We start from the raw sequence: 17,377 nt of genomic DNA on the forward strand, positions 1-17,377 counted from the left end.
CGAGCCTATGATGAGAATCGTGATTTGGTGAAGAATCAAAGAGCAATCGTGCTGGAAAATGCATGTTTTTTTTGTCGTGTGGACCTAATCGTCCGACAAACTCCAACGGTTTTCCGTCTATCTTCTGTGCAAATCGCTAGTCTGGATGTGGTGATGGACGACAGGGAGAGGCTACGAAGGTGAAGGATTGAATGGAACTTCCATACCCTTCCATACGGGCGGAGCCTGATTTTCAGGGGGATGCTCTGTCCTTTCGCGCAGAACGTTTTTTTGTCGGAAATTTCTTGGAATAAGACGTGAGGTTCTGACAAACTTTCTCAATCGTTCCGGTTTAAGATGGGAACATCAAATTGATGAATGGGGTGCCTGACGCATGATGGAGAAATGGAACGTGGTACAATTTCCGGGTTTGAAATCTAGAAAGTCCAGATCCAAAGAACGTACGGAAGGTTGGACTTCCAGACTCAAGAAGCGACTGGATTCACATAAAGCGGTGCAATGGATGATGGCGCAAAGATGGATGCTGCTATTGTCGGCTATGGGGCTTTTACTGGGGCGCGCCATGATTTTGGACGAGCTTTCCCCTTTTGCCCTCGCTTATTTTGCGGTCATTACATTCCTCCGCCGTGATCTGATGCTGCCTATAGCTGTATCGGTATTGCTGGGTAGCTTGTTGGCTCCCTATCCATCGTTGTTCATGATTGGAGGAGAGCTGATTGTATTTTATCTCTTGTTTCGCGGGCTACGAGCCTTTGATCGTCTGGAATTATCCTATGCTCCGCTTATGGTTTTCCTATCTGTGTTCATGGTCAATTTATTTAACGCCGTGATGGCTCCGTCCTTCACATGGTATGATCTTGTCATTGTGGGAACGGATGCGGTCCTCAGCTTTATGCTTACACTGGTGTTCACGCAGGCTATTCCACTGTTTACGTATCGAAAAAAGACAAGCCAGCTCAAGAATGAGGAAATTCTGTGTCTCATTATTTTACTGGCCTCTGTTATGACAGGAGCGGTAGGATGGACCCTTCATTCACTGTCTGTCGATCATATCCTGTCGCGCTATTTGGTCTTGGTGTTTGCTTTGGTGGGAGGCGCCTCACTAGGTGCTTCGGTTGGTGTGATTACCGGTTTAATTCTAAGCTTGGCCAATATGTCCGCGATTGTGCAGATGAGCTTACTTGCTTTTGCAGGCTTACTGGCAGGGATGCTGCGTGAAGGGCGAAAGGGTGCTGTTGCACTTGGGATGCTACTGGGCTCTTCCATTCTAACAATCTATTTGGATGGGACGGGAGATGTACTGACATCGACTTGGGAGAGCTGTGCGGCGATTCTATTATTCTTAATAACTCCAAAAAGTTTCTTTAAAGCGGTTTCTACCTACGTCCCCGGTACGCAGGATCACGCCAAGTCCCAGCATGAATATGCCAAAAGGGTTCGTGACCTCACCGCAGAGCGGGTAACGAAATTTTCCCGTGTATTCAGTCAGCTATCCCGCAGCTTTCATCAGATATCTGCGAGTGAGGGCGCAAAGCCGGACGGAGAAATCGAGCATTTTATGAACGCCGTAGCGGAAGGCACGTGCGCCTCCTGCTTTAAGTGCGAGCAGTGCTGGGACGGCAAGTTTATGCAAACTCATCAGTATATGACGGAAATGATGAGCGCCATTGAGGATAATCCTGATTTGGAGCCGGAGCAGATGCCGCCGCAATGGAGCAAGGCATGCGCCAAAACGGGCGCTGTACTGCAGGTAATGAAGCAGCAGTATAGTCTCTATCAACATAATATGCAGTGGAAGCGCCAAGTATACGACAGTCGTCAGCTTGTTGCTGACCAGCTATCGGGCGTATCACAGATTATGGAGGATCTGGCGCGGGAAATTCAGCGCGAAGGACAGACCATGCATCGACAGGAGGAGCAAATACGGGAAGCGCTTGAGCGGCTGGGCTTATCCATCCAATCGATTGAGATTATTAACCTGGATGCAGGCCAGGTAGAAATCGAGATTGTCCATGCCTATACAAGGGGATTCGATGAATGTCGGAAAATCATTGCTCCATTGCTATCGGATATATTGGACGAGCATATCGCAGTGATGCGCGAAACGGCGGCAGATCGCCGCCAAGGCTTGGCCACCGTCATGTTTGGCTCTGCCAAGACGTATGAGGTGGCTACAGGGGTGGCGAGCGCCGCCAAGGGAGGGGATTTTTTCTCAGGAGACAGCTATAGCATGATGGAGCTAGGGAACGGCACCTTTGCAGTCTCCTTAAGCGATGGGATGGGGAATGGGGAGCGTGCGCAGCAGGAGAGCAGCGCCGCCCTTGATATTTTGGAGGAATTATTGCAGTCGGGTATGGATGAAAAATTGGCGATCAAGTCGGTGAACTCTGTCCTGATGCTGCGATCACCCGAGGAAATGTATGCTACCGTAGATATGGCGCTGATTGACCAGTATACGGCCCGAACAACCTTTATGAAAATTGGGTCTACGCCGAGCTTTATTAAAAGGGGGGAGGAGGTCATTCCTGTATCTGCCAGTAATTTGCCAATTGGCATTATACAGGATATTGAGGTGGATTTGGTGTCACTTCAACTACAGCCGGGGGATATTCTCATCATGATTACAGACGGTATATACGATTCGCCGGGTTATGCGGTCAATAAGGAAATATGGATGAAGCGCATGATCCAGGAGATTGAAAGTGATGATCCGCAGGAGCTGGCCGACTGCTTGCTGGAACGGGTTATTCGTTACCAGCAAAATCAAATCTATGATGATATGACGGTTGTTGTTAGTAAAATCGATCATTATCGTCCAGAGTGGGCGACCCTGCATGTACCGGGTATGAGCTGGGCAGAGCGTCCACGGACGGTGAGTTAAACCGACATTGCCCGGGAAATTCCTTCCTCGTTCTTAAAAATCCGCATTCTTCGTTTGAATCGTTCCGTAATAGGCAAAGATAGAATCTATCGGGATAGATTAAGAGGAAGCGGAGGTCAAAAAGCGATGAAGCAAATTTTGATCATTACAGATGGATGTTCCAATGTAGGGGTTAGTCCGGTCATAGCGGCTGCTCAGGCTTTACAGGAAGGCATTACAGTGAATGTCGCCGGAGTCATAGATTATGGAACCATAGGTGAGCTTGGCAGTACGGAGATTCGCGAAATTGCTAAAGCTGGAGGAGGGTTCAGCCAAATCGTAGGCACAAAGCAGTTGGCACAGACCATGCAGATGATGACGCGTAAAACGGTCGTTCAAACGATTCAGCAGGCGGTTAATAGAGAGTTAACGCATATTTTGGGTGAGGGTGGCGCCCGGCATATCGGTGAACTGCCTCCAGCCAAACGGGCTCAGGTGGTTGAGGTGATGGACGAGCTGACAGAGACAAGCGCTCTGGAAATTGCTTTACTCATTGATGCCAGTGCGAGCATGAAGCCCAAACTGCCTGCTGTAGAGGACAGCATTCGCGATTTGCTGCTCAGTTTGCAGTCCAGGAGTGGACTCAGCCGCATCTCTGTATTTCATTTTCCAGGTGGCCGAATGGGTGAAGACGCGGTAATGGATATCGGCTGGACCTCTGAGCTCAGCCAGATCAAATCGCTATTCGGACGTCTGCGGATGAAAGGAGCCACGCCGACAGGTCCAGCGATTTTACAAGTGATTGATTATTACCGATATGTTACACTAGGGGAACAGAAAGATATGGAAGAATCCTATGATAAAGGAGAAGGGATGCTCGGTGACTACGTCGTCTGATCCCGTTCTTGCACCCGGAACGGTCATCAAGGGCAAGTGGAAGCGGAGCAGCTATGTCATTCAGCGTCTGCTGGGCCGGGGAGCGAACGGAACTGTATATTTGGTAAAAGAAGCACAGGGCGATCGGCAATTTGCTCTGAAAATGGGAAGAAACACGCTTGATCTGCAATCAGAGATTAATGTGCTGACTACATTGCAGTCTCAGGGGACCAAAGCCGTGTTCCAAAAAAATGGGAATCCCTCCTTTTTGTTTGAAGTCGACGATGTGGTGTTACGCAGTGGGGAGATCCCCTTTTATGTCATGCGATATATTAAGGGCGATCCGCTTCATCGTTTTGTTGCAGCCAAAGGGGCGGAATGGTATGGTGTGGCTGGAACCGGTATACTCAATCGTCTGGCGGAGCTGCATCAGGCAGGATGGGTGTTTGGCGACCTGAAGCCGCAAAATATTTTGGTCAATGCCTATGGAGAAGCCGAACTAATTGATTATGGCGGAGTATCCCTTGCAGGTCGGAGTGTAAAACAATTTACAGAATGGTATGACAGGGGATTCTGGAATGCTGGCAACCGAAATGCCGATCCCCAGTATGACCTGTTTGCCTTTGCTCTTCTAACGATTCATATATTGGAGGGCGAATCCTTAAAGGCGGCTGCCAGCAGGCTGCCACAGCTACGCAATACGGCAGAATTGACGGTCATCATTCGTCGCAGCCGTGTATTACGTCCCTACGCCGAATGGCTGCTCGGTGCAGTGCGCGGAGAATATTCCGATACTCGTGCGGCGGCCCGATCTTGGTCGCGTCTGGCTTCAGCACATGTCAGGCAATCGTCGGCCAAACGAGGGAATCCACGCTGGCTGGGATATGCTTTTACGGTTTCACTTTTGCTGCTGGCTGGGGCGCTCTGGATAGCGTTGCGGTAGCAGCATGACTTACATAAGATAACAGATGATCATCATTTTTACGGTCGGGAGAAGAGAGGGTCGTCAATGGGAACAACCAAACCGACCGGTGTTGTACAGGAAGTGCTCGCCCTCGCGCGAGATCATTCACTGTGGAGCCCCGGAGACTGCATTGTGGTTGCTGTATCCGGTGGGCCGGATTCGGTGGCCCTTTTGCACATTTTACATGAAATATCCGTTATACATATGCCTTTGCAGCTCATCTGTGCTCACGTTCATCATGGCTTCAGGCCAGAGGAATCGGATGCGGAAGCTGAAGAGGTGCAGCGCATAGCCCGAAAGCTGGAGCTTCCGTTTGAAATGATTCGGGTGGATGTGCCCGTCTATATGAAGGAAAGCGGGAAAGGTCCACAGGAAGCAGCCCGTGAGCTGCGTTATTCCTTTTTGCATGATACAGCTGCCAAGTGGGGAGCACAGCATATTGCGATGGCCCATCATGGCGACGATCAGGCCGAAACAGTTCTCCTGCACTTGCTGCGCGGCAGCGGTCCAGCGGGTTTGGCGGGTATGCGTCTGGCACGCACAGAAAAAAATGTGCAACTCATTCGCCCGTTGCTGCGTATGTACAAAGCTGACCTGATTGAGTTCTGCAGATTTTATGGCCTTTCCTATGTGACGGACAGCACCAATTTAACCTCCAAATACCGTCGTAACGCCATCCGCATGGATGTGCTTCCTTTTTTGGGGCAATATAATGAGCAACTGACATCATCCCTCAACCGGCTGGCCGAAACGATGGCTGAAGAAAATGATTTTGTGGAGGCATCAACGCTATCGGTATATGAGGAATTGGTACGCTTGGATAGCGGCAGGTACATGTTTTCCATTGCTTCCTATCGCAAGCTACCCGTTGCTTTACAACGGAGGTTGATTAAACTAATATTGAATTATCTGCCTTCGGACAGTGAAAATTTAGATTTTCGTAAAATTGAGACCGTTCGACTGAAACTTCTTCAGGAACAACCGTCCACGTGGAGCTTGGACTTGGGTGGCGGTGCGGTTGGAGTCCGCGAATATGACCAAGCGGGTTTGTTTGACCGAACGCGAGGATTTATGAGCGAATGGTGTTATGGACTAGACGTATTGCCTATGTCTGGCGAGCTTGAATTGCCTGAGGCGGGTGGTGTACTTCGTTGGCAAAGAACCTCCTATTCGGATGGACTCTATCCTGCGAATGAGAAGGAGGCATGGTTTGACGCGGATGAATTGATTTTGCCGCTAACCGTACGCTCACGATTACCTGGAGATGCCATGCATGTCATGGGATTAAACGGAAGAAAAAAGGTTAAAGATATTTTCATTGATGGAAAGATTCCTCCTTCACTGCGTTCCGTTATTCCCGTCGTATGTGACCACTCTGGAGCTATTCTCTGGATTCCAGGCGTGCGGCGTTCTGTACATGCTGCGGTGCAAAAGCACACGTCTTCGGTTATATACATGTCATGGCAAATACTGGAGAACCCGGAGCACCAATAACCGCACAGGAACGGCTTTCATAGTATAAACTTAGGAGGGTTACACCGTTGCAGAATGATATTCAGGAAGTATTGATCAGCGAAGAAGAAATTCAGGGTAAAATTAAGGAATTGGGCGCACAGCTCAGCGTAAAATATGAAGGAAAGAATCCATTGGTGATTTGCGTGCTGAAGGGTGCGTTTATCTTTATGGCTGATTTGGTTAAATCCATTACAGTGCCGTTGGAGCTTGATTTCATGGCTGTATCAAGTTATGGAGTGTCCACGAAATCCTCGGGAGTCGTTAAAATCATTAAGGATTTGGACGCATCGGTTGAAGGACGCGACGTCCTGATTGTCGAAGATATTATCGACAGCGGCCTGACGCTGACGCATTTGATTGAACTGCTTAAGAATCGTAATGCCAATTCGGTATGTGTCGTAACCTTGTTTGACAAGCCTGCACGCCGGACCGTTAATCTTGAAGCAGATTATACCGGGTTTACGCTTCCGGATGCATTTGTTGTCGGCTATGGTCTGGATTATGCCGAGCACTACCGGAACCTCCCATACATAGGGATTTTGAAGCCGGAAATCTACACCAGCTAATCTCAGCCTCCAGTCCTAGGACTAAATAAGGCCCTTTGTTGAGAAGGACTTACAGGCTATGGTAAAATAACTTAAGTGTCTCGAGAGGAGGTAGGGGATGAATCGGTTCATCCGGAATTCTGGTTTTTATTTGATTCTTTTTTTAGTTGTGGTGGGTATCGTTCAGTTTGTTAGCAACAGTAACGAAGCCTCCGATCTCCCTAGATATGACCAATTACGGCAAGAGGTTAAAGCTAATAACATCTCTAAAGTAACGGTCCAATTTGACGGTTACGCCTATCTTGTAACCGGTGCATATAAGAAGCAGCCGGCTGATGCTAAATCCATCAATTTTTCCGTATATGTTCCGCCAACGGATCAAGCACTAAGTGAACTGGTTAATGCCAGCGAAACGAACGGGTTTGAATACGTACAGAAGAAGATGGAAGGCGAAAGCATCTGGTTGACGTTTTTGACTTCTATTATTCCTTTGGTGATCATGTTCCTGCTGTTCTTCTTCCTGTTTAATCAGGCACAGGGCGGTGGCGGCAAAGTTATGAACTTTGGTAAGAGCAAAGCCCGTCTTTATAACGAAGAGAAGAAGAAGGTTACCTTCGAGGACGTGGCAGGGGCTGACGAAGAGAAGCAGGAGCTTGTCGAAGTCGTAGAATTCTTGAAGGACCCGCGTAAGTTCGCTGCTGTGGGCGCTCGTATTCCAAAGGGTGTCCTGTTAGTGGGCCCTCCGGGAACAGGTAAAACACTCTTGGCCAGAGCCGTTGCAGGCGAGGCAGGAGTACCGTTTTTCAGCATTTCGGGTTCTGATTTTGTAGAAATGTTCGTCGGTGTCGGTGCTTCCCGTGTTCGCGATTTGTTTGAAAATGCGAAGAAGAACGCACCATGTATCATTTTCATCGATGAGATTGATGCCGTTGGACGTCAACGTGGCGCTGGATTGGGTGGCGGACACGATGAACGTGAGCAAACGCTCAACCAATTGCTCGTAGAGATGGATGGATTCGGCGCAAACGAAGGTATCATTATCGTAGCCGCTACAAACCGTCCGGATATTCTGGACCCGGCATTGCTTCGTCCGGGGCGTTTTGACCGTCAAATTACGGTTGACCGTCCAGATGTTAAAGGCCGCGAAGCTGTATTGCATGTACACGCACGCAACAAGCCATTGACGAAGGATGTTAAATTGGATGTAATCGCGAAACGTACAACAGGATTTACAGGCGCTGATCTGGAAAATCTGTTGAACGAAGCTGCCTTGCTGGCAGCCCGTCGTAACCGCAGAGATATTTCTATGCGAGAAGTAGATGAAGCCATCGACCGTGTAATCGTAGGTACAGAAAAACGCAGCCGCGTAATCAGTGACCGCGAGAAACGAATTGTTGCTTACCATGAAGCAGGCCATACGATTATCGGCTATTTCTTGGAAAACGCCGACATGGTTCACAAGGTAACGATTATTCCACGTGGACGTGCAGGCGGGTATGTCATCATGCTTCCGAAGGAAGATCGCATGCTGACAACCAAGCAGGAATTGCTGGACAAAATTACTGGCTTGCTGGGTGGACGTGTATCCGAGGAGCTGTTTATCGGCGAAATCGGTACGGGAGCCTACAGTGACTTCCAGCAGGCAACAAGCATCGCACGCAGCATGATTGTGGAATACGGTATGAGTGAGAAGCTCGGCCCAATGCAGTTCGGTACTTCACAAGGTCAGGTCTTCCTTGGACGGGATATCGGTCATGAGCAGAACTACAGTGATCAGATCGCTTATCAGATTGACCAAGAGATGAATCGCTTCATCACGGATTCTTATGAACGTGCTAGAGAGCTCCTGACCAAGCATTCCAAAGAGGTTCATCTGATCGCTCAAACTCTGTTGAAAGAAGAAACCTTGGAACTTGAACAAATTAAACGTTTGATCGAGACAGGTTCTTTGGATGGCAGCACGAATGAGGGTGAAGGAACACCGGAAAGCGGTGAGCCTGTGATCGATAACATTGGGGACGTTCGTGTACGTATTCAAGGCAAGGATGACGAGCCTAAGAATACAGCGGATCAACCGAATGATATCCCTAACCTGCAGAAGCCAGAAGATGATAACAATTCAGGCAACTCCGGTGGCACTCCACCGACAACAACCTGATAGTTAAATTAGCGTATATAAGCTCCGGGAAACCAGTAACTTTGGTTTTCCGGAGCTTTTTACAATATGGAAGATTATTACTGACGTGATTTGACAGACCGAGGAACGTTGTGTACATTTATTGTTAAATAAACGGCTGTTGTCTTCTTAGTATAAACAAGCCAACAGCCGCTGCAATTGACTTTCTATCCTTTTGAACATATACCGTGAGCGCATACTGTACAACTTATAGTGTGCGCTATTCTCTGTGAAATCAGGTGAAGGCATGATTCCAAGATATCTAGTTGATTTTGATGTAGCGGAATTGACTAAATTGGAAGCCGACGTGTTAATTATCGGCTCAGGCATTGCAGGCTTATATACGGCGATTAAGGCCGCGGAGGATCGGAACGTGTTGCTGATCACCAAGAAGGCTTTGATGGAGAGCAACACACGTTATGCACAAGGCGGCATCGCCGCTGTCACATCGGACGAGGACACACCTGCTTCTCATATGCAGGATACCCTGATTGCCGGTGCAGGTTTGTGTGAACCGGAGGCAGTCAGGGCGCTAGTTCATGAAGGTCCAGATGGTATACAGGAGCTAATACGTTTGGGGACGGCCTTTGATCGGAGGAATGGTGAACTTGCGCTGACACAGGAAGGTGCGCATAGTCATCGGCGCATTCTGCATGCGAACGGAGATGCTACCGGTTATGAAGTTGTTCGTGCGCTGTCAGAGCAGGTTGCTGCTCATCCCGCTATCGAAGTGTGGGAAGAGTGTATGGTCATCGACCTGCTGACGGAGCAAGGCGAGTGTATTGGGGCTCTCGTCCAAAATCCAGATGGCGAAAGATTGTTCGTAACTGCAAACGCAACGATTTTATGCTCGGGAGGAAGCGGGCAATTATTCCGTTATACAACCAACCCGGATATCGCAACTGGTGATGGTATCGCTATGGCATATCGTGCAGGAGCGATTGTGCGCGATATGGAGTTCGTACAGTTTCATCCGACGGCGCTGTGCTATCCGGGTGCTCCGAGGTTTCTGATTTCAGAAGCGGTACGGGGAGAAGGGGCTGTGCTACGCAATATTCATGGAGAACGGTTCATGGAGCAGTATGATTCTCGGCAAGAGCTTGCGCCTAGAGATATCGTAGCCCGTGCTATCGTCCATGAAATGGAACGTACCCAAGCTGCATTTGTATACCTGGATATTACACATGAGCCGCCTGAGCGGGTTAAGCAACGTTTTCCAACGATTTACCGGACATGCCTGTCCTATGGCTTGGATATGACCACAGACTGGATTCCGATTGCGCCTGCCGCGCATTATATGATGGGTGGCGTTCAGACCAATTTGTATGGGGAGAGCTCTATTGCTCGTTTGTTCGCCTGTGGGGAGGTTTCTTCTACAGGTGTTCACGGAGCCAATCGTTTGGCGAGTAATTCGTTATCTGAAGCTATCGTATTCGGCAGCAGAATTATTGAGCGGCTGCATTCTTTGCCACCGCTTGTCGGTCATACGTTATTAGCTTACAGCGAAAACCGTGCAGAGCTCCTGGCTTCATCTGTCGTAGAGGAGCGGCACAAGCTGCAAGAAACAATGGTTCGTTATGCTGGAGTGCGTCGGCATGGGGAAGGGCTTCAAGCAGCGTTAGATGAGCTGCGTGGCCAAATGCCTATTTTTAAGACTGTGGTCACTAGTCGGGAAGAGATCGAATTTGCCAATTTGCTCACCTGTGCTTTGTTAGTCACAGACGGTGCGTTGATGCGCGAGGAGAGTCGGGGTGCGCATTATCGCGAGGATTTCCCTAAGACAGATGATAGCGTGTGGCACAAGCATGTTCAGCAGCGACGCGAGCAAGGCATAACGGAGGAGTGTGTACATGACATCTAACAGCGAGCATTATGGAGAGTTTAGCGGATATCAGGAGGAGCTGTTGGCACAGATTCGCAACTGGCTGCGAGAAGATACGGGTTCCGGCGATGTGACCACACGCTGGACGATTGAGCAGGGTCACCAGTCGAAGGCTGTAATTCATGCCAAGGAGCCTGGCATTGTTGCTGGGTTGCCTGTGGCTGCACTTGTATTTCAGGTAGTCGATCCTTCCTTGTCATTCACTCCATTGGTGACCGATGGACAGGCGATCGAAAAGGGGAGCATTCTGGCGGAAGTGAATGGGAGTACCCATGCCATTTTAACCGGAGAGCGACTGGCACTCAATTTGCTGCAACGGATGTCCGGCATTGCAACGCGGACTCAATCTTTTGTAGATCAATTGCAAGGGCTTTCCACCCGCTTGGTGGACACACGCAAAACAACACCAGGACATCGACTGCTGGAGAAATACGCTGTTCGTGTGGGCGGCGGCTCCAATCATCGCTTTGGGCTGTACGATGCTGTTATGATTAAGGATAATCATATTAAAGGCGCGGGCGGGATTGCACAGGCAGTAAGTCGAGCGCGTGCTCATATACCGCACACCATGACCATTGAAGTTGAGACGGAGAACATGAAGCAAGTTCAGGAAGCTCTGGATGCCGGGGCGGATATTATTATGCTGGATAACATGTCCGTCCAGGATATGAAGGAAGCAGTTCGTTTCATTCGTGAACGGACTCCACATGTCAAAACGGAAGCCTCAGGCAATGTATCGCTGGATACCGTACGTGCGATGGCTGAGAGCGGCGTAGATGTGATTTCTGTAGGCAGGCTGACATACTCCTTTCATAACCTGGATATCAGTCTTGACCTTAACGCAAAGAAAGTTAGGTGACACCCATTGATTCTTGTAGTGGATGTAGGGAATACCAATATTGTGCTAGGGATGTACGAGGGGACCGAGCTGCTGCATCATTACCGTATCAGTACCTCCAGACAGGCAACCGCAGATGAATACGGCGTACTTATACATAATCTTTTTAGTATGGGTGGCGTATTAAAGGATGACATTCAAGGGGTTATTATATCCTCTGTTGTTCCGCCGTTGGTTCGTGTATTAGAGGACATGTGTGATAAATACATAGGCAGAACACCATTAATCGTCGGACCGGGAATCAAAACCGGTCTTAACCTGCGTTATGAAAATCCGCGTGAAGTAGGGGCTGACCGGATCGTGAACGCAGTTGCTGCGGTCGAGCGGTTCGGCGGGCCACTGGTTGTGGTGGATTTTGGAACGGCAACGACGTTTGATTGTATCGATGACAAGGGAAACTACTTGGGCGGAGTGATTGTGCCAGGTATCGGAATTTCGACGGAGGCATTGTATCAACGGGCTTCCAAGCTGCCCCGCATCGAGCTGGAAAAACCCAAAAAGGTTATTGGTCGTAATACGATTCATGCCATGCAAGCCGGGATTATTTTCGGTTACGCGGGGCAAGTGGATGGTATTGTGAAGCGCATAAAGGAAGAAATGCAGGCAGAGCCTACGGTTATTGCTACCGGAGGACTTGCTGAGCTCATCGCATCCGAGACGCAGAGCATTCAGAAGGTATTGCCGATGTTGACGCTCGAAGGCTTGCGCATCATTTACCAACGCAACGCTGAATAAAAAAGTGGATATAAGCTGCCGCTGAGGCCAGCCGATGATTTTATCGGTTTGGATTAGCGGCGTTTTTCGTCTATACTGAAATATGTTACGTTTTTGAACGATTCGCGTGATCTGTCAATACAGGTTGTTTATATAGCAGGAAATCATGCTTTAATTAGCGCAAACACGAACAAAAATAAGCAGCGTAGCTGCCCTGGAGCATAGGGAGGATATCAATATGGAAAAGAAACAGGATCGGCTTATTCGCGGAACAGCCATGGATGGAAGGGTTAGAGCTTTTGCTGTTCGTACAACACAGTTGGTAGAGGAATTGCGGAGAAGACATGATACGTATCCTACTGCTACCGCTGCTTTGGGACGTACGCTCACAGCGGGTGCCATTATGGGCTCTATGCTAAAAGGCAAAGAGCGACTGACTATCCAAGTTAAAGGTAACGGGCCGATTGGGCAAATCATCGTGGATGCCAATGCTGTAGGTGAGGTGCGAGGCTATGTTGCCGAACCGCATGTACATTTGCCGAGCAACAGCATGGGTAAGCTGGATGTAGCAGGTGCCGTCGGTACAGAAGGCTTTATTCATATCATTAAGGATTTGGGATTAAAAGAACCTTATCGCGGTAGTATTCCGATTATTTCCGGTGAATTGGGTGAAGACTTCACCTATTATTTTGCCAAATCAGAGCAGACACCATCGGCGGTGGGCTTAGGTGTGTTGGTGGATACCGATAACTCCGTTATTGTGGCAGGCGGGTTCATTATTCAGTTGCTTCCCGGCTTGAATGATGACGAGATTACAGCCATTGAAAATGCGGTCGGCTCACTTCCACCGGTTACAGCTCTGCTGGATCAAGGACTGGAGCTTGATGAAATGCTGCGCTGGATGCTGCCGGACGTTCGGGTTCTCGACGAGACGGATATTCATTTTCAATGTGAATGCTCACGGGAACGTGTGGAAAAAACCTTGGTCAGCTTGGGAGAAAGTGAATTGACACAGTTAATTGAGGAAGAGGGACAAGCCGAAGTTGTGTGCCACTTCTGTAATGAGGCTTATCAGTTTAATAAGGACGATTTGCAAAATCTGTTAAATCAGGCCAAAGCCTAACCGGATAGGCGGTGCGAGCGATGACTACACGGGAGAAAGGATTATGGACGGCTGTCATTATCCTGACCGTTAGCGTCACCGCCTTGGGTGGTCTGATCATGCTTCGGGGGCTGGTAAAGCCGGGTGATATAAGCAAGGATGACGGCGATCATACTGTGGCGGAGATCGGTCAGGAAGGCATATCGGAGGAACAGTGGGTTGTAGAACTGAAGAAGCGATACGGAGCCAATACGCTGTTGCAAATGTTGAATCGTAAAGTCGTGCAAGCTGAAACCAAGCGCCTTGGTATTAAGGTCACCCAAGAGGATCTACAGCAGGTGCTGGAGCAGGACAGTCAAGGGTATGCTTCATCTCAAGCCTATTTTGAGGAAATGCAGCAGCAGCTTGGTCTAGGTCCGGTTGATTTGCGGAATGAAGCGGAATACCGGATTGGCTTGGAGAAAATAGCCACGCAGGGTATTCAAATTCAGGAAGCGGAGATTGATGAGTATTGGAAGCAGCATCCCGAGCAATTTGCTGCGGGTAAGCAGATCAAACTGGCAGCCCTTTATGTGTCTAAAGCCGAGGAAGCAGAGGCGTTACTCGAACGGGTCAAACAAGGGGAAAGGTTTGATGCACTGGTTCAAGAGCTTTCAGATCAGCCCTTTGGGAAGAATATCAGCGGACAGCTGGGATGGGTGGATGAGTATGATCCATTTCAACCGGAGACGATTATGAAGGCAGCGAGAGAACTAAGCTCTGGGGATGTTGCGGGTCCCATCTCTGTTGACGATGGTTATGCCGTGATCTACGTACAGGATATCCGCCTGAAAGCTTCTCCAGACAAGCAACAGATTCGGCAGCAAATCCGTCGATCTCTTGCGCTTGCTCAGGCGGCTCCTTTGGAAGAGGTCGAGAAAAGCCTGCGTGATAAGTATGGAGCGCGTATTTTATCCGATAAAGATATGCCCTCTGCTTCTCTATAAGTATGGCAAGAAGTTTTTGGATTGAGGAAGCACGGTGCTGAAGACGCGGGTCAGCAGCATCGTGTTTTTATCGCTTGTATTGACATTGGAATTGAAGATTGTTATGATTAGCGTATAAAACCAACTATTTTTATCGGAAATTAAATGAGTAGCATAAAAGCAAGAATGATCTACAAATGTGATTTCGTAATTTTTAATATAACATCACAGTCAGGGAGGAACTTATTATGGCTAAAGTCGTTAATAACATTACCGAACTTATTGGGGAAACTCCCCTTGTTCGCCTGAATCGGATCGTACCGGAAGATAGTGCTGAAATTTATTTGAAACTTGAATATCAAAACCCTGGCTCCAGTGTAAAAGACCGTATTGCCATTAGTATGGTAGAGGAAGCTGAACGTGAAGGGCTGCTTAAACCAGGTGGTACAATTATTGAAGCAACTAGCGGTAATACAGGAATCGGTTTAGCTATGGTTGCTGCTGCGAAGGGCTACAAGGCAGTAATCGTTATGCCAGAAACGATGAGTATAGAACGCCGTAACCTGCTGCGTGCTTACGGAGCTGATCTTGTGTTGACACCTGGATCGGAAGGCATGAACGGTTCCGTTAAGAAAATGGAAGAGCTGCTGAGTGAAAATCCGGATTATTTTGCTGCAGAGCAGTTCAAAAATAAAGCTAACATTAAAATTCACCGTGAAACGACGGGTCCTGAGATTGTGGAAGCGATTCGTTCCATCGGCGGAACTTTGGATGCTTTTGTAGCAGGCGTGGGTACAGGCGGAACTATCTCTGGTGCCGGAGAAGTGCTTAAGAAAGAATTCCCCGAAATTAAAATTGTCGCTGTAGAGCCGGCTTCTTCTCCATTATTAGCTGGCGGTAAGCCAGGGCCCCACAAAATTCAGGGACTGGGTGCCAACTTTATTCCTGAAATTTTGAACCGTGATATCTATGATGAAATTATTCATGTAGAAAACGATGAAGCTTTCGAGGTAGCGCGTAAAGTAGCCAAGGAAGAAGGCATTTTGTCGGGTATTTCCTCCGGTGCGGCTGTTCACGCGGCTTTGAAGCTGGCTAAGCAATTGGGCAAGGGTAAACGAATTGTTGTCATTATTCCAAGTAATGGCGAACGTTACCTGAGTACACCACTATACAATTTCGAGCTGTAATTATGTCGTAATTGTGTATACTATATGTAAGGAATCCCTCATTTCCCTGTTGCCAGGGGATGGGGGTTTCTTTTTAAGGAGAATACAGACTTTTCGCAAAGAAATGGAAGGGGAAGCGCACACGGATGAAATCGACAGCTAGAGTGACGGCCGCGCAGTGGCAGGTTTGGCAGGAGGAGGGCTGGAGTATACTTCCTTATATTGCTGAGTATCAGTTACCCGTGGGCGGTTTACCGTTATCATGGCGAAAGGCATGGGAGGATTCATCGCCTTATGCCTTCTTGCTGGAGAGCGGTAAAGGCGGGAGATACACCTATCTGGGCTTAAATCCGGTTGCCTTATTGGAAGGCAAGGGAGAACATGCAGTTTGGACGGATCTACAAAATGGGGAGCATGGTGATATATATGGTCAACCTCTGACCGTTATGAACGACTGGATTGCCCCCTACCGTGCGCCGCATGTACCTGGCCTGCCTTTTTTCACTGGAGGATTTGCGGGTTATCTGGGCTACGATGTAGCTCGCTCGCTGGAGCGTTTGCCCATTCAGGCTGCAGATGATACAGACATACCTGATTATGTATGGATGCGAGTAAATGAGCTGTGGATTTATGATCACGAAAAATCGTGTGTATATTGTGCTGTTCATGCTGCGCTGGCTGAGCCCAAAAACATACTTTCCGAGCTTTATGCGGAAGCTGTCCGGCGGGCAGAACGGATGTTGATTCAGTGGAAGAAAATCATGGATGGCGGAGAGACCGATCCAGCGTATTCTCGGCGCTGTACAAGGCTTGCCGAAGCCGAGTCGTTGACTGTTCATCATGAATCTGAAGGTTGGGAAGCAGCATTCGACCAGACCGATTTTGAGCATGCTGTGAAACGTGTACAGGAATATATCGCACAGGGTGACGTATTTCAGGTGAACCTGTCGATTCGCCAGCAACGTACGCTTGCAGCCCGCCCAGAGGATATATATGAATGGCTGCGTCTGTTGAATCCTTCTCCTTATATGGGAATGCTGCGTACGCCGGATTTACAGATCGTCAGTGGCTCGCCGGAGCTGCTGGTGAAGCTTGAGGAAGGATGTGTCAGCGCACGACCTATTGCGGGCACGAGAAGAAGGGGGCTGACACCGGATGAGGACGCCGCTATGGCTGCCGAGCTTCTCTCGAGTGAAAAAGAACGTGCCGAGCACATTATGCTCGTTGATCTGGAACGTAACGATATCGGCCGGATTGCCGAATATGGCTCGGTCCATGTGCCTGAGCTGCTGACTGTCGAATATTATTCGCATGTAATGCACCTGGTTTCCCAGGTCGAGGGAAAATTAGCCCCCGGTCGCACGGCCATAGATGTGATTGCCGCTACCTTCCCAGGCGGAACTATTACCGGCGCACCCAAGGTGCGCACGATGGAAATCATTGAAGAATTAGAGCCTGTCCGGCGAGGTCCTTATACAGGTTCTCTTGGATGGATTGACTATAACGGTAATATGGAATTAAATATTATAATAAGAACACTAGCTGTCAAAGGCAGCACTGCCTATTTACAGACAGGTGCGGGGATCGTTATTGATTCAGACCCGTACAGGGAATATCGGGAATGTCGGAACAAGGCCAGAGCTGTCATGAAGGCGGTACAATGTGGTGAAGAAGAAGCTGCTTTGAACAGGAGCGGTATCATAGGAGGGTGAGT

At 48.8% G+C, this 17,377-nt stretch carries 13 protein-coding genes; all 13 read left to right on the forward strand.

What is annotated here, in order from left to right:
- Positions 1 to 373 precede the first annotated feature (373 nt).
- The 13 genes from spoIIE (at position 374) to LCF57_RS22155 (ending at position 17,375) form a co-directional block, all read left to right on the forward strand.
- Positions 374 to 2,881 (forward strand): stage II sporulation protein E, encoded by a 2,508-nt coding sequence (gene spoIIE, locus LCF57_RS22095; protein WP_226002636.1) that lies wholly within the window; start codon positions 374 to 376, stop codon positions 2,879 to 2,881.
- A 126-nt stretch (positions 2,882 to 3,007) separates the two neighbouring features.
- Positions 3,008 to 3,757, forward strand: a complete 750-nt coding sequence (locus LCF57_RS22100; RefSeq protein WP_226002637.1) for a vWA domain-containing protein — start codon at positions 3,008 to 3,010, stop codon at positions 3,755 to 3,757.
- Positions 3,741 to 4,679 (forward strand): protein kinase domain-containing protein, encoded by a 939-nt coding sequence (locus LCF57_RS22105; protein WP_226002638.1) that lies wholly within the window; start codon positions 3,741 to 3,743, stop codon positions 4,677 to 4,679. The genes LCF57_RS22100 and LCF57_RS22105 overlap by 17 nt, the downstream gene beginning before the upstream one ends.
- Before the next feature lie 66 nt (positions 4,680 to 4,745).
- Positions 4,746 to 6,194 (forward strand): tRNA lysidine(34) synthetase TilS, encoded by a 1,449-nt coding sequence (gene tilS / locus LCF57_RS22110; RefSeq protein WP_226002639.1) that lies wholly within the window; start codon positions 4,746 to 4,748, stop codon positions 6,192 to 6,194.
- Positions 6,195 to 6,241: 47 nt separating this feature from the next.
- The gene (hpt, locus tag LCF57_RS22115) at positions 6,242 to 6,781 is read left to right on the forward strand and encodes a hypoxanthine phosphoribosyltransferase (protein WP_226002640.1); all 540 of its coding nucleotides are present in this window, start codon (positions 6,242 to 6,244) and stop codon (positions 6,779 to 6,781) included.
- Between the two features lie 97 nt (positions 6,782 to 6,878).
- Entirely contained in the window at positions 6,879 to 8,918 is a 2,040-nt protein-coding gene (gene ftsH / locus LCF57_RS22120) for an ATP-dependent zinc metalloprotease FtsH (protein ID WP_226002641.1), read from the forward strand.
- 265 nt (positions 8,919 to 9,183) lie between these two features.
- Entirely contained in the window at positions 9,184 to 10,797 is a 1,614-nt protein-coding gene (nadB, locus tag LCF57_RS22125; protein ID WP_226002666.1) for an L-aspartate oxidase, read from the forward strand.
- Entirely contained in the window at positions 10,787 to 11,677 is an 891-nt protein-coding gene (gene nadC, locus LCF57_RS22130; RefSeq protein ID WP_226002642.1) for a carboxylating nicotinate-nucleotide diphosphorylase, read from the forward strand. The genes nadB and nadC overlap by 11 nt, the downstream gene beginning before the upstream one ends.
- Before the next feature lie 6 nt (positions 11,678 to 11,683).
- Positions 11,684 to 12,451: a type III pantothenate kinase gene (locus LCF57_RS22135; protein ID WP_025716064.1), complete on the forward strand. Its 768-nt coding sequence runs from the start codon at positions 11,684 to 11,686 to the stop codon at positions 12,449 to 12,451.
- A gap of 217 nt (positions 12,452 to 12,668) precedes the next feature.
- Positions 12,669 to 13,553, forward strand: a complete 885-nt coding sequence (hslO, locus tag LCF57_RS22140; protein ID WP_226002643.1) for an Hsp33 family molecular chaperone HslO — start codon at positions 12,669 to 12,671, stop codon at positions 13,551 to 13,553.
- A 20-nt stretch (positions 13,554 to 13,573) separates the two neighbouring features.
- The gene (locus LCF57_RS22145) at positions 13,574 to 14,518 is read left to right on the forward strand and encodes a peptidyl-prolyl cis-trans isomerase (RefSeq protein ID WP_226002644.1); all 945 of its coding nucleotides are present in this window, start codon (positions 13,574 to 13,576) and stop codon (positions 14,516 to 14,518) included.
- Between the two features lie 227 nt (positions 14,519 to 14,745).
- A complete protein-coding gene (gene cysK, locus LCF57_RS22150; RefSeq protein ID WP_226002645.1) occupies positions 14,746 to 15,684 on the forward strand; it encodes a cysteine synthase A in 939 nt (312 codons plus the stop codon).
- Positions 15,685 to 15,809: 125 nt separating this feature from the next.
- Positions 15,810 to 17,375 carry an anthranilate synthase component I family protein gene (locus LCF57_RS22155; RefSeq protein ID WP_226002646.1) on the forward strand — a complete coding sequence of 522 codons (1,566 nt, stop codon included), beginning with the start codon at positions 15,810 to 15,812 and terminating at the stop codon, positions 17,373 to 17,375.
- The last annotated feature ends 2 nt before the right edge of the window (positions 17,376 to 17,377 follow it).

Origin of the sequence: Paenibacillus sp. BJ-4 (assembly GCF_020404765.1) — a bacterium.
Classification (GTDB): Bacteria; Bacillota; Bacilli; order Paenibacillales; family Paenibacillaceae; genus Paenibacillus.